The 20,572-nt window shown below is 53.1% G+C and carries 17 protein-coding genes and 1 tRNA gene; 5 read left to right on the top strand and 13 right to left on the bottom strand.

Going from position 1 to position 20,572, the window contains the following annotated elements:
* Positions 1-124: 124 nt before the first annotated feature.
* The 8 genes from L855_RS21425 to L855_RS08840 form a co-directional block, all read right to left on the bottom strand.
* Positions 125-940, bottom strand: a complete 816-nt coding sequence (locus L855_RS21425) for a hypothetical protein (RefSeq protein ID WP_219729894.1) — start codon at positions 938-940, stop codon at positions 125-127.
* Positions 941-1,112: 172 nt separating this feature from the next.
* Positions 1,113-1,925: a hypothetical protein gene (locus L855_RS21415; protein WP_219729893.1), complete on the bottom strand. Its 813-nt coding sequence runs from the start codon at positions 1,923-1,925 to the stop codon at positions 1,113-1,115.
* A gap of 31 nt (positions 1,926-1,956) precedes the next feature.
* Entirely contained in the window at positions 1,957-3,078 is a 1,122-nt protein-coding gene (locus L855_RS08860) for a DUF1822 family protein (RefSeq protein WP_159786929.1), read from the bottom strand.
* Positions 3,079-3,128: 50 nt separating this feature from the next.
* The gene (locus L855_RS08855; RefSeq protein WP_159786926.1) at positions 3,129-4,490 is read right to left on the bottom strand and encodes a hypothetical protein; all 1,362 of its coding nucleotides are present in this window, start codon (positions 4,488-4,490) and stop codon (positions 3,129-3,131) included.
* Positions 4,491-4,840: 350 nt separating this feature from the next.
* Positions 4,841-4,999, bottom strand: coding sequence for a CHAT domain-containing protein (locus L855_RS22195; RefSeq protein WP_281349489.1), 159 nt, complete (start codon positions 4,997-4,999; stop codon positions 4,841-4,843).
* On the bottom strand, positions 4,974-5,876 hold the full coding sequence (locus L855_RS08850; protein WP_219729891.1) for a CHAT domain-containing protein: 903 nt from the start codon (positions 5,874-5,876) through the stop codon (positions 4,974-4,976). Before L855_RS08850 ends, L855_RS22195 begins: the two co-directional genes overlap by 26 nt.
* A complete protein-coding gene (locus tag L855_RS08845) occupies positions 5,876-6,697 on the bottom strand; it encodes a hypothetical protein (protein WP_246198775.1) in 822 nt (273 codons plus the stop codon). The genes L855_RS08850 and L855_RS08845 overlap by 1 nt, the downstream gene beginning before the upstream one ends.
* A gap of 10 nt (positions 6,698-6,707) precedes the next feature.
* Positions 6,708-7,340, bottom strand: a complete 633-nt coding sequence (locus L855_RS08840; protein WP_159786923.1) for a hypothetical protein — start codon at positions 7,338-7,340, stop codon at positions 6,708-6,710.
* A gap of 324 nt (positions 7,341-7,664) precedes the next feature.
* Between L855_RS08840 and L855_RS08835 the strand changes: the two genes are divergently transcribed.
* Together L855_RS08835 and L855_RS08830 are read left to right on the top strand one after the other, a co-directional pair.
* Entirely contained in the window at positions 7,665-8,180 is a 516-nt protein-coding gene (locus L855_RS08835) for a hypothetical protein (RefSeq protein WP_159786920.1), read from the top strand.
* A gap of 193 nt (positions 8,181-8,373) precedes the next feature.
* Positions 8,374-9,936, top strand: coding sequence for a WD40 repeat domain-containing protein (locus L855_RS08830; RefSeq protein WP_159786917.1), 1,563 nt, complete (start codon positions 8,374-8,376; stop codon positions 9,934-9,936).
* A gap of 14 nt (positions 9,937-9,950) precedes the next feature.
* Here the strand turns inward: L855_RS08830 and L855_RS08825 are convergent, their stop codons facing one another.
* Entirely contained in the window at positions 9,951-10,883 is a 933-nt protein-coding gene (locus L855_RS08825) for a M28 family peptidase (protein WP_246199482.1), read from the bottom strand.
* Positions 10,884-11,217: 334 nt separating this feature from the next.
* Complete coding sequence (gene acsF, locus L855_RS08820; protein ID WP_159786911.1) at positions 11,218-12,294, bottom strand: magnesium-protoporphyrin IX monomethyl ester (oxidative) cyclase; 1,077 nt, start codon at positions 12,292-12,294, stop codon at positions 11,218-11,220.
* 194 nt (positions 12,295-12,488) lie between these two features.
* Between acsF and L855_RS08815 the strand changes: the two genes are divergently transcribed.
* Together L855_RS08815 and L855_RS22780 are read left to right on the top strand one after the other, a co-directional pair.
* Complete coding sequence (locus L855_RS08815; protein ID WP_159786908.1) at positions 12,489-13,058, top strand: zinc ribbon domain-containing protein; 570 nt, start codon at positions 12,489-12,491, stop codon at positions 13,056-13,058.
* Positions 13,059-13,293: 235 nt separating this feature from the next.
* Complete coding sequence (locus L855_RS22780; protein WP_159786905.1) at positions 13,294-13,932, top strand: DUF1294 domain-containing protein; 639 nt, start codon at positions 13,294-13,296, stop codon at positions 13,930-13,932.
* A 22-nt stretch (positions 13,933-13,954) separates the two neighbouring features.
* Here the strand turns inward: L855_RS22780 and L855_RS08805 are convergent, their stop codons facing one another.
* From L855_RS08805 to L855_RS08795, 3 genes are all read right to left on the bottom strand, one after another.
* The gene (locus tag L855_RS08805) at positions 13,955-14,551 is read right to left on the bottom strand and encodes a hypothetical protein (protein ID WP_159786902.1); all 597 of its coding nucleotides are present in this window, start codon (positions 14,549-14,551) and stop codon (positions 13,955-13,957) included.
* A gap of 93 nt (positions 14,552-14,644) precedes the next feature.
* The gene (locus tag L855_RS08800) at positions 14,645-17,410 is read right to left on the bottom strand and encodes an S-layer homology domain-containing protein (RefSeq protein ID WP_159786899.1); all 2,766 of its coding nucleotides are present in this window, start codon (positions 17,408-17,410) and stop codon (positions 14,645-14,647) included.
* A gap of 79 nt (positions 17,411-17,489) precedes the next feature.
* A tRNA-Arg gene (locus L855_RS08795) sits at positions 17,490-17,563 on the bottom strand.
* A gap of 475 nt (positions 17,564-18,038) precedes the next feature.
* Here L855_RS08795 and L855_RS08790 point away from each other — a divergent pair.
* Positions 18,039-20,369 carry a putative bifunctional diguanylate cyclase/phosphodiesterase gene (locus tag L855_RS08790; RefSeq protein ID WP_159786896.1) on the top strand — a complete coding sequence of 777 codons (2,331 nt, stop codon included), beginning with the start codon at positions 18,039-18,041 and terminating at the stop codon, positions 20,367-20,369.
* Positions 20,370-20,572: the final 203 nt, after the last annotated feature.

Below are 20,572 nucleotides of genomic sequence, written 5' to 3'. Positions count from 1 at the left end.
GCCGATTGCCGATTGCCGAAAGAGGGCGACCACAAGGGTTCGCCCCTACGTTGTTTTGTGCCGATTGCCTTCTTCCCCCCTGTTCCCTGTTCCCTAATTTTATGTATTTCCACGGGAATGCCACTTATTCAGAGCGGCCCATGTCCCAGCTATAGAGGGCGATCGCCAATGCCGGAAACAACCAGGGTAATAACAGCCCGGCGCTAATATAGACCTGCAACGAAATCCCACCATAAACCGCGATCGCCCCTAGTCCAGCCCACCAGCAACCCTGACCCCGCCAGCGTTCTCGCCCATACACCACCAGCACTTTGCAGGCCAACACCGTCCCCAAGAGCAACCAGCTATCAGGAATGGGAATCACCAGATGATTGGTGAGAAAATGATGGGTCATATAGGCATGAGCCTCGCCCCCCATAAACGCCGCCCGTCCCTGTCCCTGCCGCCGTTGCCAATAGCGTATCGCCGGGGGCGGTGACAGATTATCCCCCCCATCCCGGTCAATCCCCGCCTCGTAATAGCCCCCCGCCGCGATAATCACGATCGCATCAGACCAATCCTCTCGCCTCAACTCAGCCAACGTTGCCTCGGGGGATTCCAGCAATTGCCAAGCCAGCACCCTCTCATAGATCACCTGGGGAGGCAGAGAAAAATCCAACAGCGGCTGTAACCAACGCTGACGCCAACGATAAGACCATAAGGTTACCGGATGTAACTCTGCCCAAGGGGATAACCCCGACCCTTCTCCCTCCTGGAGAAACTCTTGCACCTGGGCTTCCCGTGACCCCGCCAGAGGACGACCCTCTTGCTGCTGCTGAAGCCGATGGGCGATCGCCAACTGATAACTAAAGGGAGTTCGCCGCCGGGGAGACTCACGGCGAGGACGAATATGCCAGAAGGAACTCACAGGCCCCGCGTAAGGCCGTTTGCACCGTTTCACCGCTTGAGAGTCCTTGCAAAAAATGCACTAAAAACTCCTGGGCCACCTCATTGTGGACGGGTTCCCGCATGATAGCTACATGGGCTAAACCCAGGTTAATTAAGCCTTGAGCAATATCGAGTCCCGAGCAGGAGTTGAACAGGGCAAACTGTAACCCCCGTTGCTGGGCCTGTTAGAGATAGGGGCTGAGATCGCGAATCGATAGGGCCGTTTGGGGGGCGATCGCCACCTGTCCATCGAGCAACGCCGCCTCATTACTGTGACCAGCAAAAAAGAGGATATCCCAGCCTTGGGGATCGGCGATCGCCCGACAAATCCGCTCTTTCAGAACTCGGGACTCGTCCCCCGGTTGCCAACCCACATAGTGAATCTCTAAACAGCGTCGTTGGGCTTTCAGGGCCAGACGCTCTCCCTTAAAATTAAGACCCGTTTCATCCCCTAAAATGGCTAACACCCGAGGTCTGCCCCGTCGGAAGCTCTGACGGGGAGGTAGGGGAGAAAGGGATGAGGGCGATCTCGCCTCCCGCACGCTTCGTGATCGCACCACCTCGATATGTCGACCAAATTCCCAAGTCTCCCAGGGAAAACGAGCCAGTTCCAGAGAACTACAGGTTAAAAACAAGGTGTCGTTTGAGCCGGGGGTTAAGGGAGTTGCCAACTGCGATCGCAAATCAAACAATTCCCCCCGTTTCAGCCAACGATGGAACTCTGAGAGAAAACGAGCCTCCGCCTGCACCAATTGACTATGCCAATCCACCGGCGGCCCCGCTAACTGTCCCATCGCCCCCACCCGTCCCCGTAGGGGCGAAAAATCCTTCGCCCCTACATGTTTGTAATACCCCAAATAGGCTCGTCGCCATGCCTGATAGAGAGTCAACAGAACTTGAGGAAAGGCGATGGTGGCCGTTAATCGCTGTCCTTGGCCCCACATCAGGTCAAACAGACAACTTTGCTCAATTTGATGGATACTGAGTCGGTAGGCCATGACAACAGGAGAGGGGCTGCGAGAGAGTGGCTCAAGTGTGAAAGGTAAAGGGGGGTAGAGTGAGAGGGGTTCCCTCACCGGAGATGATACTCACCGTAAACTGCTCGTCGAAGTTACCAATCACTTGAGTATAGAGATAAACCTCTCCCGAGTCTTCGTTGAGGCCTTGACGAACTAAGACCGACGTTTCATCCTGAACAATCAGTTCAGTTCCCGGTGCTAAGGATTCCCCAGGACTGGGGCCGAGGCAGAGGAACAACGACCATTCCGGAGAATAGTGGGAATCAAACACCTTCCAAGTTAGAGCATAGAGACGACCGGGGAGTCCCTGATGATGTAACTCCTGATACGCCCCTCTAGCGGTTTCGGGAATGGTCACCCCCTGTTGTTCTAGGTCTTTGAGCAGGGTTTCGAGTTCTTCGGCGGGACTTTGTACCGACATCAACTGATGGGACAGGGCTAGGGGAGGCAACAACGTCCAGTGAAACTGCTCCGCCACGCTGTCGAGTTTATCTTTGAGCCAATCTCGCGCATTTAAGGCCGGCTGAAGATAGAGACGACGGGCAGGAACCTGTTTCTCGGAATGACCTGCTTCCAGTGTCTCGGGATTGAGACAATGTAGATAGAGCAGGAGGTCTTCGGGAGAGAGATCCCAGTCTTCGAGAGGCACATGATAATGTCCCTTACGGCTCAGAGCAAGGTCTCCGGACTCCTTCAAGCTCACCAGGCGATCGCGACGCAATCCCGCCAAGATTGTCACTTGGTCGGCTTCCTCCTGAACCTCGGCCAAAATATAAAGATGGGCAAAGTTCAGAGGGTCCCTGAGGGTATAACGGGGAATCGAAATCAGACCATCACTGAGGCTACCCTGCACCAACAAGCAGAGGCGAAATCCTTTCACTTGACAGTTGACACCAGGGTTCAATGGGGCCTTGTGACTGTAATCAAGAGGTAACGCCTGAGCGCCCTGATCGAGCCATTGCTGTAACCCCTTGAGTGCCATGGCTTGCAAAAAACAAAACCATTGGTTGTCCGTATCGACCTGTTCTTGACAGACTTCAACCGCCCAATTTACAGCCCCAGTGGTCAGGTGAACGGTTGTTCCTTGATCCGGGTCAAGGTCGAGAAGTTGGCATTGGCTAGAGTAAGTCATAATGACATTGGGTAAGGAGAAAGAACGCAAGGTTTGGTAGTAAGAACTCATCACTCAAAACTCTGGCGTAATGGACAAATGGCACGGCATAATGCAGCATTAAACCGACTGACATGTTGGCAAGGTTGTGCCGATTGAGTTCCAGCCGCTGACTCTGCCATGATGTCATCCACCAATTCAGTGAGTAGGGTCTCTAGGGTTTGGTCAATGGCGCGAAGCCGCTCAATTGGGATATAGTTGAGGGCTTCCTGAGTAAGCCGCTGATAGAGTTTAGCAATCAGGAGATGGCGTACCTCTAATCGCAGGCGTTTGAGATTGAGGAGTCGCGTCACTTGGACTTGGGACGTTAGCCCAATTTGTGGCGCAATTTTCATCATGGAAAGACCCTGGCATTGAGATAAATGGAGTCCCTGAAGATAAGCGTAATCGCGTCCATTTTTGCGACAACGAAGTTTGTCTAAGTTGGTTTTTAGGACTTGGGCGATCGCACCTGCCAGAGTATCTTTGAGGGCTTGTCGATAGGCTTGCAAAAAACGATCTGACTCATCCTCCATCGCCCCCCAGTCACCGGGTTGTTGCCCCACCAAGGTTTCTAATTCCTGTTCATCTCGGGGCTGGTAAAGTCGGGGATTACCACTGCGAACATGAACACGATACTCTCGTAATTGACTGGCAAGGTGTTTGAGTTGTTTGAGAACAACTCCACTAGAAACCGTGGGGTTCATCTGTTGCAGTTGCTCCTCGGTGGGAACTTGGCAGCGCCCCCGTTGACCGAGACGACGTTGCAGTAGGCGATCGCGCCGATAGATTTGTTGATACTGTTGTAATAGGCTCAAGGCCTGAGTAATTTCATGGTTACTACACAAGTGATAGTCTCGTAAAATCCGTTCGAGTTGCTCAGCATTGGTATCATTAAGGATGGCCCAGTCACTGGCACGATAGATGCCCTTGTCTAACAATACGCGATTCAGCCCGGGATGGTTGTAGGCAAGTTGACGAGTCCAGGTACTTAAGGCGGACTTGTCGGGGTTATAACTCTCAAGAATCTCCAAACTGAGAGGACGATAGACCGAGTCAAGCTTCCCTTCATCATCCAGAACTAGGGGCAATAACTCCTGTGATGAAAGTCCATAGCGTTCTCCATAGCGTTGTGCCAGATGCAGACAGGCCTGGTGAATCTGATGACTGATGAAGCAACGAAGACTTAATTGAGCCAAGTCCCCATCTTGCTCCTGTTCCCGCCAGCAGTTACATAACTGCCGTTGAAATTGGCTATCTGGGTAATCCGGTTCCAGTAGGGCCATTGGGAAGCGTTCTTGCAGCCAAGTCTGTACCTCTAGGTTTGCCTGAATCTGAGATTGACCGGATGACCTCAGACGCATCAGTTGCCAATAGTGAAAAGGATTATCCATGAGATTGCAAGAAGCGACAGTGGCACAGGTGTGATACCGAAAACCCAGAAATTGCCCCAGAAATCGCTGAGGATAACAATTGTCTGCGTTCAGTGGCTCGGGAATGACTCTCCTCGCTCTGTGCCATCATCAATATGTATTTCTGAGAGTGGGTCGCTTATTCATGGATATCCCCTCCTCTACCTCTGTGTTCTCTGTGACTCTGTGGTTTCCTCTTGCCATCCCCTTCTCGGAGGAGAAAACCCACCCCTCAATCCATCGCCGTCCATTGCCCCGAAAACAGAAACGACGCCCAATAATAGGGATGCGCCCCCCGACTGAGCCAGTCCAACTGCACCTCCCGCAACGCCTCATAACGACGCCCAATAATAGGGATGCGCCCCCCGACTGAGCCAGTCCAACTGCACCTCCCGCAACGCCTCACTCCGTCCCTCCCCCACCAACAACCGTTGATAATAATCCCCCATCAAATCCGCCGTCTCCTCATCGGCCACCTTCCACAAACTCATCAACTGACTCTCGGCCCCGGCCATCACAAAGGCTCGCCGCAAGCCATAATGCCACCTTCCACAAACTCATCAACTGACTCTCGGCCCCGGCCATCACAAAGGCTCGCCGCAAGCCATAAACCCCCTCACCATTGGCGACATCGCCCACCCCTGTCTCACAAGCACTCATCACCACCAAACGAGTCCCCCGCAAATCCAACCCCACCACTTCCAGAGCCGTCAACACTCCATCCTCCCCCTCACTGTCGCGGCTATTAAACCCAGCAAATGCCAAACCTGAGCGCAGCAGAGGATTCTCACGACTGGTAGGACGGTCACTGGGAGGCGCAGCCAAACTCCCCGACCCTCCCGCCGTCACTAACTCAATCTCCCCCCGAGTCCCAGCAGCAGGCGGTACAAACTCCACATCCTGGAGAAAGAAACCATGAGTCGCCAGATGGAGAATACTGGGAGCCTGAACCTGTTTGAGAGCATTTTCCGTCGCCTCCGCTTCCGTGAGAATAATGGGATTGTCCAGCAGGGGAGCAATCGCCTCCACCTCCCGCTGAGTCCCTGGCAGTTCTCCAAACCGTAAATCCTCTATCTCCATTGACCGTTGAGACTCTCCCCGAGTCGCACTGGCCACCTGCGCCACCGCAGAGGTATCGGCATCATCATAATCAGGATTGGCGAACAACACCGGCGGTTGACGACTGGGGCGGGGATATTGCAGTCGCAACAAGTCCCGTCCAGTCGTTAAATGAGTCAATTGATAGGATTCCACCAAATAACGATTTTCCTCATCCACCAGTGCCGCAAAGGGAATCAAGTTCAGTTGACCATCTGGGGACAGGAGTAGATGAGTGGCATCTCCGAGGAGAGGACGAATGGGAGCCATCAGCTTTGACCATCTGGGGACAGGAGTAGATGAGTGGCATCTCCGAGGAGAGGACGAATGGGAGCCATCAGCAACTCATCGAGTTGTCGTCCTGTGGTTTGGACTCGTTGCTCGGAGTTGGGGACGCGAGTGGCATTGAGGAAGGCAAAAGCGGCATTGTCGATGGTTTCGGCATCTCCTAAGTCTACCCATTGGGGGTCGCCGGAGGCATGGAGGATATAGGCGGCGTAGCGGGGAGATTCCGAACCTTGAAACCAGGGACGATATTGCACCAATTCCACCAAAGCGGCATCAGTAGGAATTAGGGCTTGAACCACCTCGATTTCCACCGGTTTCGTTGCCACTCGGAACTCAGCACTGCGACGAGATAAGTCATCTTCCAACTGTTCCACTCGTTGACGCAGGACGTCTATCTCAGAGCGATAAATGTCAGGGTCTTGGTTACCGAGGCCGGCATAGAGGCGAGTCGCCAGTTGGGTTTGGGCATTGGTGTACTCGTCCAGAAGGGGAGCGAGTTCGGGGCTGAGGTTATCTCGTAGCAGTTGTTGCGTCTCGGTCACGGCATCGAGGATACGTCCTTTGCGGCGTAGGACGGTGGTTAGGGCGAGATGGGCTGCCTTGGGATGATTTGGGGCATCTTGAAGATGGAAAGAGACTGTTGCATGAGTTGTGCCGGTTAGGGTGGCAATATAGGCTTGTTTACGGGCTTCTGAGCCGATGGCGAGATTTTGGGCTAGGTTAGTTTCTTCAATTTCTAGGCCCCGTTGCAGGAAACTCAGGCTTTGGGATGTATTTCCTTGGGCTTGGTAAAGTGCTGCCAAATTATTGAGGCTAGTGGCGACAGAGGGGTGAGTCTCTCCCAGGGCGGGCGCTTTCTCGAATTTCTAGCGCCCGTTGTGCTAAGGGTATAGCTTCTTGGTAACGACCTTCCCCCAACAACTGCAAAACCCGTTGGTTCAAATGATGGGCTTCCTCCAATAACCTCGTTTCCTCACCACCAACAGCCGTAGCAGGGCGAACTGTCAGATGATAGTTTCCTGTGTCTCCCGGTTGATAGCTATAGACCCCAACCCCATAAAGACCAGTCCTCGGTAACTCAACCCGCAGCGTTTCTTCACCTGTATTCCTCTCCTCGGGATGGGGGCCAATGATATTCCCTTCCCAATCAACAACCATCCACCCGGCATTGACATCATGGGCGACCAATTCAACGACTAGGACATCTCCAGCGGTTCCCTGAAAGAGGTACATATCGAAAAGATGACCATCAGCAGCCATTTCGCTGTTTTCATCTAATCTCCCCTCAATCACTAGGGGCAATTCCCGGATTTCCGGGGAGGACTGGGCTTGTAAGGAGTCTGGGGACAAGTGCCTGGGGGTCACTCCTGCCCAAACGTCCGGGGTTCCCCAGGTTAGCCAAAGCCCTAGGAGGATGAAGAGCTGCCGCTGCCACTGTCTGGTCATCAGGGTTTCCTCGTTTTGCTGAACGGTCTTAACTCAATATATGTCTGACGCCCGACCACTTATTCACGATACTGAGAGGATTCGCCCGCTCCCATTGGCTCGGGTATTGGGCTTGGCTGCCTGACCCCCGATAGTATAGCCGAAGAATTGTTGGGCAATGTCTGAGTTCTGGGAGGGGTGACGCCACAGTTGGCCATTACTCATGCCCCTGGTTATATGTTTGTTACTGATGTTCGAGATGAGGAGTTGACGTTTTCTTGATAGGAAATAACACCTCTCGCCAGGGTTCTCTATTCGGTAATTGTCTGTCCTGTATTTGTATCGATGATGGGTTATGATCTGCTTCAGCGCAAAACCACGATCGCCGCTATCATTCTCGCAACAGGATTGATACTCCTGGCGGCTCAACTAATCCAAGCTGGGGCCTTACCTCTCACGACGACCTTAAACTACAGTAGCCAGGGCAGACAACTGATTCGCATCTGGCTACGGTTGGCTGGAATTATTGGCATCTTACTCCCCTTCATCGGACTGATTGGGGGCTGGCGCGATCGCCAACTCCGAGCCATCCTCGCTTATTACTTCCTGGTTATCCTAGCCCAACTCGTCACGGAACAAGTCATCACAAACCTCTACTTTCCTAGCCTAGTTGTCCTCATTGGCATACTCTATACCTTGTGGCGCACCGGACAACTCTGGCAGGCTTATCAACAGCTACAACGACGACAGCATCTGCCTCATCGCCGTCTCATCTTAACCTTAATCTGGATTCTCTTGGCGTTTTGGTCTGCCAATCTCTTGCTGCTATTTGGAATTAGCCTTCCCGCCATCATGGGGTAGTTCAGGGTAGGGGTCTCAATTCTAGGGCAACAGCTGTTCTGAATCATCTCGACGCTCACCCGCTTAGGTAGAGCGCAAGCTTTCTAGGTAAAATCTCGCATTGAAACGGACTGGGACATCGTTGGCCCGCCTCAGTTTCCGGAAATCGCCCTCCCAGGACTGGGGTTTATACTGATGCGACCCTAAGATTATCATGCTTCATTGCCGAACTTCCCGACTTCTGCTCAGCCTTAGTCTGGCCGTCGCCTTAGGGGGAATCATCGGCTGTGCGGCAGACCCGCCGACGGACGACTCAGACCCCACAACAGAGACCAGTCCAGTCTCAGAACCGGATTCAGACCTTGCCCAAGACCCCGATGAGGTTGCCGATGACTCCCCAGAGGCGACCCCCGTTGATTGGGCCATGGCCGATATGACCCATGTTTTAGAAGGTCATGATGAGTCTCCGACGAAGCTGGTGTTTAGCCCCGATGGTCAAACGTTGGCCATTGCCAGTTATGATGCTCTCAAGGTCTGGGATGTGGCGTCAGGGCAGGTGTTACATCGTCTGGAAGGCCATCGGCCAGCAGGACAGTCCCCAATGGCAACAGTTCCTCCCACAGCCATGGTCATGAGTCCCGATGGTCAAACCCTGGCGACAACTAGCCGCAGTCAAGGACGATTAAGCACCGAAGATTCCTTGATTCTTTGGGATCTCAATAGCGGCGAAGCTCAACAAACCTTGGGGGGAGATGCGGGATGTCAAGATGTCGCCTTTACCTCGGATGGGAGCCAACTTTGGGCAGCCTGTGCCGGGGAATTGCAACGGTGGTCTCTCGACAATGGGTCGTTAGAGACGTCGATGGATGTAGGACTGCTTGAGACGATCGCCCTGAGTCCCGATGGACAAACTTTGGCGACTGTAGAGATGAACTTACCTGATGGATCTCAGGATAGCACTCAGGTGCAGTTGTGGGATGTTGGGGGAAACTCAGCCGAGCCGCTGCGATCGCTCCAGGGAGACTCCCATGACATCACGAACCTTCAGTTTACCCCTGATGGTCGCTATCTGGTGACCCAAACTCCGGCAATTTGGGCCAATGACGGGTCTGGAGGCTCTCCGGGACAGGTAGATGTTTGGGATTGGCAACAGGGAGAACGACGCTATCAACATGAGTCCTCTAGCCGTTTTCCGGTGAGTATTAGTGCCGATGGTAATCTCTTAGCAGGTCAGTTTGGTGAGGCGCTGCTGATTGATATGCAGGGGAACCCAGTCAATACTTCTATTCTCACCCGTCAGCAAGGGGGAGCCTCCGCCATTGCCTTAAGTCCCGATGGTAAAACCCTGGCTTGGGCAGGTCAACCACCCACGTTCCCAACTCCCATTGTCCGTCTCTGGCAGGCGGGAGCGGCCACAGAACCCACTCATGAAAGTGCCGATGGCGATCGCGACCAATATACCAGCCTAGAAGAACTCCCGAGCGAACGCACCACCCGAGACATCGAACGCTTCACGCAAGACAACTTTGGCCTCACGGAGACGGTGGGTATCGAGGAAGAAACCCTAACCCTGAATATGCCCGACACCAACCGAGCCGAAGCCATCCTCACCCTCGACTCCCTCCCCGATGATTCTGTTGGCGCAGTACGCTATCGCTTGGAGTTCGACTTGCAAGAAGATGGCGTTACCTGGGAACTGGTCTGGGCCGGCCGTCAACAACAATGTCGGCGAGGACCTACCCCTGAGGATGAATGGACAACCGAGTTATGCACTTAAGCGCCAACACCACCTCAATCCCCAGCTCCCAAATGACCAATGACAGAGGCCAATCCCTCCACAACCCGAGCTAACCGGTCAAAGTCAACCTTATCCACCGTATCGTCTGGAGTGTGGTAGTAGGGATAGCGAAAGGGGGCGGTATCGGTGACCATTAAGGCGGGATACCCTTGCTGCCAAAACGCCCAATGGTCTGACCAACCGGCCCCCGGGACGGCACCGGGAAGAATTGCTCCTTCTGACGGGAAGGATATCGACTGGCGGAAGTGACGCACTACTTGACGCACAAACTTCGCTGAATCCAGATTGCCCACAAAACTAATGAAATTACCTTGAATCGGATAAATCTGGTCTAACAATCCCAAAGGATAGGTCTGACTTCCTGGCGCGTCGTCATAATAGCCCATCGTTTCTAAACTCAACATCCCCACCACCTTCTCCCCTCGCTCTTGACAGCGTCGCGCATACACCAGACTGCCCATGTTCTCGGTCTGGAAAAAAGGCGGTTCCTCGTTGGTAAAGGCGACAAAGCGTAGGGTTCGTGACTGAGGATGCTCGGCAAAGTGACGGGCCAAGGCTAGGACAGCGGCGACTCCTGAGCCGTTATCGTTGGCTCCCGGCACTCCTCCAGGAGCATCCACAGAGTCATAGTGAGCGCCAATGACGATGATTTCCTCAGCCTGCTGTTGACCAGGGAGTTCTAAAATCACGTTGCTGAAGGTTTGACCGCTAATTGGGTAGTCTTGACGTTCAACCTCCCCTCGCTGTTGTGCCACATCGGTCAATTGGTCTTCTAGGTAGTCGGCGATCGCCACCAACTCTGGATAAGCTAGATAGTGGTGGGGGGCGATCGCAATGCGTTCTATATCGACTCGCAATTGCTGAGCGAGGGTCTGCTGGCTCAAGGTCAGGGGAGGGAGTTCTCCCCGATAGCTCTGACCCGGCATCATAATCATGGTTCGAGAGACTCCGATTAGGGTAAACACGCAACATCCCAGTAGTATCAGGAGTCTCCGTAAAGCACCACGGTCTAACCAGCGCATGGTAGTTGCCTCTATCGCCGCGATTGTACTCGCGATAGGATTAGATATCATGAGCGGCTTAACTGCCCCAAATTGGGGTCTTACCGCTTGCGACGACCTTAACTTACAAGATCCCAGACTGGCAATTGATTCCCATCTGGCTAGCATTAGCTGGACTGCTCGGAATTGCCTTTCCCACCATCATGATGTAGTTCGGGGTAGGAGACTCATACATTCCCCCTACCCCCTGTTTATCGCTCTAGTACACCTCACCCCGTAAGGCTTCCGCATCAATCGGACGCATGAAATACAAGCGGGTTAAATCCACCATCGTCCCCAACAGCAGAGGCGCTTTTTTCAGGAATTTCGCCAACTTAGAATCATTGCTGGCCGAAATCGCCGCTAACTGTTCGTTGCGTTCAGCACAGCGATACATCCGTTCAAAAAACTCCGGACGCTCCACATCCAGAACCTCGGGGAAGGCGCGCGCCGCACTGGCGTTAGTGTTGCGGACGACGGTTTTGTCGAACTCATAGGGATCTAAACCCAGGGAACGGTAAAAATCAGCCCGCTCCAATACCGTCAGAGAGTGGGTGGCGAAAACCGTGAGCAGGAAGAAACGAGACCAGAGCCGACCTTGCCAAGATTTCCACATTTTTGGCTGCGATCGCAACAGAGCCTTAAAGATATCTCCGTGGCGATTTTCATCCTGACACCAGCTCTCGAAGCGTTTGAAGAGAGGATAGAACTGGCGATCGGGATTCTGCTCCAGATGGCGGAAAATCGTAATATAACGCCAGTAGCCGATTTTCTCCGAGAGATAGACCGCGTAGATAATCCACTCGGGCTTAAAGAAGGTATAACTGCGATTCCGGGTCAAATAGCCCAAATCCAGGCGGATGTTGAAGTCACTCATCGCCTTGTTCAAGAATCCGGCGTGACGAGCCTCGTCTCTCGCCATGAGAGAGAAAATCTCCGCTAGGCGAGGATTGCGACCCTTGAGTTTACGGGAGAGTTCCTTAAACAGCAGAAATCCCGAAAATTCAGAGGTACAAGAGCGTTCCAGGAAGTCCACAAACGCGGCACGGGTCTGTTCGTCGATATGCTCCCAAGATTGCTCAAACTCTTCATCGCGTACGAAGTGATAGCGATTGTAGTCCGCTTGCATCTCCCCAATCATGGCGTCGATTTCTTCCTCTTGCAGAGACAAATCCATCGCCGCGACTTTATCAAAGTCCGTCACGTAAAAGCGAGGGGTGAGGATGGTTTCCTTGGCGGGAACCTTCACGCCGGGTTTGAGTTCGTCAAGTTGAGGCTGGGGAACAGTCGTTGTCATAGGTCTTTTCTGATAATCGCCAGATAGCTATATTAAGTTATACCGGCTTTCAGCATTTTGCCTAGGGGGTAGGGGCAAAATCGTTACATGGTGTTACACAGACCCCCTACTGAGCTACTCCCTGGCAACGTTAAACTAAGGGTGGGTTCGTTCAAGCGAGATTTTTCCCAGATACAGCACATCAAGGAGCAACTATGGCTTATCAATGCGACCTGGGTAACAACCAAACGGTTTATCTGAACAATTCCGGTAGCCAAACCGTCGTCACCACCGCCAGCGGGAGTCCTGGACAACAACAACAGTCGAGTAATAGCTTTGAAACCGGAGCCTGGACTGCTCCCCCCGAGATATATCGCACTCCTGGGGGAATTGCACTGAAAATTCAGGCCCAAGAGGGCGATCGCTGGATTCAGATCCAAGGACAAAGTTCTAACCTTTCCGAAGCCAGCAGTATCCCCTTACAAGAGGTGTCCGAGATTCCCGGTTCCTCACAAGAGCCGATGCAACCCATGGAACCGATGCAACCCATACAGCCGATGCAGCCGATGCAACCCATGCAGCCGATGCAACCTATGAAGCCGATGAAAATGGGCAATATGGAGATGAATACTAATCCCATGGAAATGCGCATGGGCAATATGGAGATGCGAATGGGAGCATCATCTCAATCAGGGGGATCTCAACGGCGGTTTTGCAGTCAATGTGGCTCTCCCGTAGAGGCGAGCGATCGCTTCTGTGGCAATTGTGGCCATAAATTGAGTTAATTACGGCTTGGGAGTTCACGTCGGCGATCGCTGATGCGCGTTTCAGGGGCGATAGGATCTCACCGCCTAACCCCCTGATCAAATCGCGGATAAATATCGATCGCATCTAGCTGGATTATTTTATCTAGCCACCGGGACAACTCAAAATCATCAAGATTGATTTGATATCTTGACGTCAGTTTTGCATGGTAGTATGAATCGATAAAGCCATTCCAATTACAGTTGAGGTGACCCCTTGACCTCCAAACTACAAATCGGCAGACTCATCAAGTGGAATGATGAAAGAGGATTTGGATTCATCCAAGGGAATCCCAGTCAACCCCAAGTCTTCATCCACATCTCCGCCCTAAAAAAAACGAAACGCCGTCCCAAAGTTGGGGATGAAATTCAATACTCAATCACCCATAAAAAAGGTAAAATTCGAGCGTGTGATGCCTCCATTTTGGGAGCGACGAGTCAGAACACACCACCCCGATCGCCCGCACCCTTAAGACACTCTCAAAGCAAACGCCCCCCCGTTCCTTGGCTCCAAGTTGCACTCGTCTCAATCGTCCCCCTGCTGGGGAGCCTCCAACTCTTAACTCATAGCGGAATTTTTGCTCCATTGATTGTCTATCCTCTCATGAGTCTAGTAACCTTTAAACTCTATGCTGAAGACAAATCCCGGGCCCAACAGAAGCAATGGAGAATCCCCGAAAATATCCTGCATTTGAGTGAGCTAGCTGGGGGGTGGCTAGGGGGGATCATCGCTCAGCGCCGACTCCGCCATAAATCCGTTAAACGATCCTATCAAATAACCTTCTGGGGGATTGTCATTCTTCACCAAGCCATTGGGTTGGGTGTGATAGTCCTCTTCCTCCAGGGACAACTCTAGGAGAGTGTCTCAGTCAATCCCCTCACTTCTCCCCAGTTCCCTCACTCCGAGTCTGGGTAACCGCCGGTTCCTGATTGACCTGAGCGCGAGTCAGATGTAACTCATAACCGAGCCAGGCTAACATTCCTCCCATGACCGCCACCGTAATCAATAGGGTACTCGTCAGTAGCTGCACCTGACCCGATAAACGCTCAACTTCCTGATTTCCCCGTTCAACGACGACCCACTTTTTCGTAAGTTGGTCATCATTTAAAGATGGCTCTGACGTTTGCACAACCTCCGATGTTTTGGCTTCTTTTTGCTTCTCAAACTCCACCAACGAGCGGAGCCAATCAGCAATTAAAAATGGACAATTTGCCTTAAACCAGCGTAAACCAAAAAACAAGAATACAGGCTTAGAGACTTTCGTCACCGGTCGAAATGCACCCCGAAGTATGCGGCTGCGAAGTTGTCGGTAGTAGATATTTTCCGCTCCCATATCGTAGAGCGCTGCCAAAACAATTTTGGCCGTGGCTTCTTCCCGCTCAAACAAATGGTCTAGGGTCAGAAGCATCTCATCCATACTCTTTTTCTCCACCGCCTCTCGTTGTGGGTTGGGTTGATTTGAATAGGTATCCATAGCTTCGGGAGAGTCACTACCTCCATTAAAGCGCTAATTTTGCCAAACCCAGTCCTAGAAAAACTTTCGTTAACAATTGCTGACTGAGTCTCCCTACCGAGGCTGAATGAGATAGGGCGAGTCGATCGCCTCGAAGTCCCATAATCCCGCATCGAGTAACGCCTGATAGAGAATTACCGCTACTTCCCCACGGGTTGCATCCCGATTGGGGTTGAGCCGATCGCCCTCAGGATAATTCACCACTAACCCCCGCTTAAGGGCCATAGCCACAGCGGGTTTAGCCGCCGTGGGAATCTCCCCCGCATCCTGAAACGGCTGCAACTTCGAGACATCCGCCTCGCCCAAATTCTGGCCATTCACCAACGCCAACCAGATCGAGAGCCGTTGTAGATTGAGATTCGGGGCGAAGCGATCGCCCCCAACCCCAGACATAAACCCGCCCCGAGCCACCTGTTGAATCGCCTTAGCCGCCCAAAATCCCGGCGACACATCCCGAAACGCGATCGCCTCTCGAACCGGCTCTGGATCAAAGGCCTTAGCCAACAACGTGGCAAACGCCGCCCGAGACAACGGCGCATCAGGGCGAAACGTCTTATCAGGATAGCCACTAATCAAGCCCTTCGCCGTCAACGCCGTCACAAATTCCGCCGTCCAATGGCCATCTAAATCCGTAAAGGGAGGGGCCGCCAACGTCCCGGCCGTAATCACATAGGGCGACTCAATCTCAGGCAATCGCCCTAACTTCACCAACGCCTGATACACCGTTACCGCCACCTCCGCGCGAGTCATCGACGCTTGAGGTTGCAACTGGCGGCGATTGGGGTAATTCGCCACTAACTCAGCCTGAGTCGCTCGGGCCACCGCCGTCTGAGCATAACTGGGGATCTGATTGCGATCGCCATAAAACGACAACAACTCCACATCCGCCTCAGGCGCTAAATTCAAGCCATTTACTACCGCCACCCAAGCTTGAGTCCGGGTCACCAACTCCTCCGGGCGAAAACTACCATTGGGGAACCCAGCAATAAACCCCATCTGATTCGCCTTACGAATGGCCTGATAGCCCCAAAATCCCGCCGAAACATCCAAAAACACCTGAGGGTCCCGCACCGAGGGGATATCAAAGGCCTTCGCCAGAATCGCCGCAAACGCCGCCCGGGTCAACGGTTCATCCGGCATAAAGCGGCGATGGCCCATCCCAGCAATAATTTCCCGTTCAAACAACGCCTCAATAAACGGCTGGGCCCAATGGCCCGCAATATCCCGTAATTCCCCCGCAGGCTCGGGTTCCACAACCGCCGGGGCTAAGGCCTTCTCAAAACTCGCCAAATACTGAGCCGCATCCGGTTGACGAATCCCATAGACTTTCGAGAGCCGTCCCCGTTGCGCCAACACCTGACGCACCTCTAAATTGGTAATTTCCGAGAGTTGTCGGCCCTGATCTAAGGCGATCGCAGCAGCGATACCCAACCCCTGAGCCACCCCCACGTTATATTCCACAATCCGCCCGGCCGAAGAGGCATAACCCGGAAAATCCGACGCTGGACTCACCACCGCAAAATTGGGAATTCCTTTGACTTGGGCCTGACGAATGCCCACGTTAAACACCGGTTTTGCCTGAACACTAACACTCTCATAGCCCTTGGCCCGCGCCTTTTTGCCTAACCCTTCAATGCCTCCCCGTACATCAAAGTGATAGCCAAAGGTGGCCAACGCCTCTTCCGCCGGAACCCCACCATCGAGCATCTGAGCGCCACTGAGAGGACTCACCGCCCCGGCGATATTCCCCGCATGACGAATATAGAGTTCGGCCGCCGGCCGCACCTCTGACGCACCAAAGGTCTCCATAAACCAACGACGCACCTGTTCAAACTCCCCTAAAATAGCCTCCGTAGGCCGGGCCTGATTACGGGCCAGGGCCTCGGCTTCTGCACCGGTGACGAACCATAATAGGGAGTTCCAGGAGAGACGGTTTCCCGGCAGAATGGCCACATTGCCATTGTCGAGGAGAAAGCCACTGTCCTTGAGGGAAAAGGGCTTGTTGCGGCGAGCATGATAGCCAATACTTAGGGCCCGCGATCGCACATCAATAAAATCGCGATCGCTGTAGAGTCGCAACGGCTGTCCCTGGGCATTGGTCAAGGAGTCCCGTAAAAACTTCACAATTGCCAAATCTCCCCCGGAGGCTCGTTTTAACCACTCTTGGCCCAGGGGACTTTGAGCATCCAAGAGATGATGAAGATAATAATTTTCCACCTCGCGCACCTTCGCCACCGTCACCCCTTCTGTTTCAAAACAGAGGGTCACCGGCAGTTCTGCTTCAGGGAGTCCAAAGGTGGCAAACCCTTGTAACTTCTTCACCCCCGCCTGTTGCGCCAGTTCTGCATTCACGGTGGCATCAATGAACTGCTTAGCCAAAAAGGTTTCCCCTCGCGTCAGACGCAAGCCACTAATACGGGTGCCGGTTTTTAAGACCTCGGCAATCTCCACCTGGCCCGTCATCATGGCCCCCACCTCCCCAAGCATGGCTCGTAAGGCCGGATTGGCCCGTTTAGGGTCAAGGGCAATCAAATCCACCTGAGAGCGAGTCAGAAATTCTTGATAAATAGCTGGGGGGTCGCCAAATGTGGCTAAGCCATGACGTTGTCGCAGATCGACGGGAATACCACTGCGATCGAGATAAGACAGTCCTCCCCGCACCAAATGACCGCCAATGGGTTCCGTTGCCGCTCCTTTGAGCATCAGTAGCGATCGCGGCCAGCTTCCGGTCCGCTGGCGCAACTCACGAGCTGCTGTCACCAGAGCCAAAATACCGGGAACTTCATCACCAAAAACAATCAGATCAAAGCTGCGAACCATAACCAGAGCCGCCGATAGGGGAGGAACCTCCAGTGTATCCTAATCCCCTGCCAAGCCGGCCCTGTTTTCCTTTGCTGAACGGGACTGGCGGGATTCGAACCCGCGACCTAGCGCTTAGGAGGCGCTTGCTCTATCCATCTGAGCCACAGCCCCAAAACCTTGGATATTCGCGACCTAGCGCTTAGGAGGCGCTTGCTCTATCCATCTGAGCCACAGCCCCAAAACCTTGGATATGATAACAAGTCGCTAAGTCAACGCAAAAAGTTCCCATGGGGACTCGCCCCTCAATCGGTTACGAGAAAAGGGTGATACACTACGAACAATCCTAGTCCTATCCCTTGTAATCTGCTTAACTTAAACGTTGGGCCAGCCCCTCTACCTGTGGTTAAGCTCCAGGGAAATCTACAAGAACTTAAGAAAGATCCCCCAGATTACCCTGATTGACTGTCAGACTTTTGTGTCTCAAACAACATCCAAATTGGTCTGACCCGTTTTACCCTGGGAGTGACACGACCAACCAATGACCTCACGGTGATGGGACGGGTCCTTGATTTGACGCTCAGCAGTTATGACAGCCGAAGACTACAACCGAAATCATTTCAGGCTGGCGACAGCGAGAGTCGCGGTGGTGACTGTTCCGATTGTCCTAGCAATATGGCACGGACAGCACCTGCTACAAAACTATCTGTCAGACTCACAACTGTTGCAATCGCTTCGCATCGGTCACGTTCACTTAGAACCCTGGATATCTCCGACGTTGGCAGCCTTGCTCAGTGTGCTACTTGCCACAGCATTGTTGTTTTTGCGCCGTCTGTATCGATGGGTTCGTCGGCCTCGACGCGATCGCAGCGCCGTTGAATTTGCCCTCGATCGCGAACGGCTGTTTAATCACACCCTCATTGAAGCCAATCCCGCCTTTGTGGTGGCCGTCTCCCCGGAAGGGGAAGTGTTGCGCATGAATGAGTCGATGCTCAAGGCTTTGGGATATCGTCGTGAAGATGTGTTGGGCCAAGACTACCTCTCCAGTTTTGTCCCCCCCTGTGATCGCCCCCATGTGCAAGAGATGTTCCAGGACCTGGTTCATGTCTTGGATATGATTCAAACTGAAAGCTCTGTTATGACCCGTGATGGAGAAGTTCTTTGGGTGGCGTGGCATGGTCGAGCGGTTCGCCAACGCCCCAGTGGGGCCTGTGAGTTTATCCTGGGCATTGGCAATGACATCACCGATCGCCAACGAACTATCCAGGCCTTGGCTACCGCAGAAGCCAAGTACCGTAGTATTTTCGAGAATGCGATCGAAGGCATTTTTCAAATCTCTCCTGAAGGCTATTATCTCAGTGCCAATCCGGCGTTAGCCAGCATCTTGGGCTACGACTCTCCGGAACATCTCATTTCCCAACTCGACAACATTGACCGTCAACTCTATGTTGATTCGAGTCGTCGCGCGAAACTGCTACGACTGTTACAAACCCAAAAAGTTGTCTCCGGCTTTGAGGCGGAAGTCTATCGTCGTGATGGATCTGTGGTTTGGATTTCTGAAGATGTGCGGGCCGTTCGTGATGACCAGGGGCTGCTGCTCTACTATGAAGGCTCCGTGGTGGATATCACCGAACGCAAGCGAACGGAACAACGACTGCGCTACAACGCCTCCCATGACGAGTTAACCGGATTGTGGAACCGGGGTTGGTTCCTCTCACAAGTTGAACGCAGTTTACGGCGATCGCGCCGTCATGAAGACTATCGATTCGCCGTTCTCTTCTTGGATTTAGATAACTTCAAAGGGGTCAACGATAGTCTCGGCCATGTCATCGGCGATCGCCTCTTATTAGAAATTGCCCACCGCCTAGAACTCTGCCTACGGCCTGGTGACACCCTGGCTCGCCTGGGGGGAGATGAGTTCACCATCCTCATGGAAAATACCCAGGACTTGCAAGAAGCCATTGACCTGGCCCAACGTCTGCAACAATCTCTGCAAGATCCCCTCCCCGTCGAAAATCACCACATCTTCACCCAAGTCAGCATCGGCATTGCTCCGGCCCACCCCGGCCACCGCCAACCTCAAGATTTATTACAGGATGCCGACATTGCCCTGTATCGGGCGAAAAAGCAGAAACCCGCTGAAGGCTATGTGGTGTTTGATCGCACCATGCGCAGTGAAGCCGTCCGACGGCTACAGTTGGAAACTGACCTACGGGGAGCGATCGAGCGCAACGAGTTGAAGGTTGTCTATCAACCCATCGTTTGCCTAGATACCCTAAAAGTTAGTGGATTTGAAGCCCTAGTTCGTTGGCGACATAGCCGCTATGGTAATATCTCCCCCTCGGAGTTTATTCCCATTGCCGAGGAAAGTGGCTCCATTCAAGCTCTCGGGGCCTGGGTGTTGCGTACTGCCGGTTATCAACTACGACATTGGCAACAGACCATCCTCGGCTGCGATCTCCTCTCGATGAGCATTAACCTCTCCGGGAAGCAACTCTCCCAAGCCTTCATCAGCCAATTAGATAGCCTCTTAGCCGACACTCAGCTCGATGGACGAACCCTAAAACTAGAAATCACCGAAACGGCCCTGATGGAGGATGTAGACAGTGCCATCGTGCTCCTAGAGGAAATCCAAGACCGTCACGTGGTCCTATGCCTCGACGACTTCGGTACCGGCTATTGTTCCCTGAACTATCTCCATCGATTCCCGATTCAGATTATCAAACTAGACCGCTCCTTTGTCGAACGGCTCTTTAACGGTGATGGCCGGCCCCCCATCGCCCCAGCCATCGTCAATCTGGCCCAACATTTGCAAATTTGCACCATTGCCGAGGGCATCGAAAACCCACAACAACTCAAGTACCTACAAGATCTCGGCTGTAATTATGGGCAAGGCTATTGGTTCTCCCGCCCCCTGGACGCTCAGCGAGCTGAACAACTGCTTCAAGAGGACTTGAACATCCCCGCGCTAGCCGGATGACCCCCAAGGGATTCCGGCTCCCCTGAGGGACATCTTATGTCAAACGAATGTCAAAGATTTGACATTCGTTTGACAAACAGGATGAAATCGTGTAACGCTAATGCCTAAATTTAGGTAGCGATCCCTTGGCGATCGCGCCTAAGGGTGCATCATGCCCAGCCTGGATCTACATTTCCCGCTTTCTTGCAACAATTTAGGGAGCT

Origin of the sequence: Sodalinema gerasimenkoae IPPAS B-353, assembly GCF_009846485.1 — a bacterium.
In the GTDB taxonomy this organism is placed as follows: Bacteria; Cyanobacteriota; Cyanobacteriia; order Cyanobacteriales; family Geitlerinemataceae; genus Sodalinema; species Sodalinema gerasimenkoae.
Note: the sequence above shows the minus strand (reverse complement) of the source record. Positions and strands in the feature narration are given on the sequence as shown.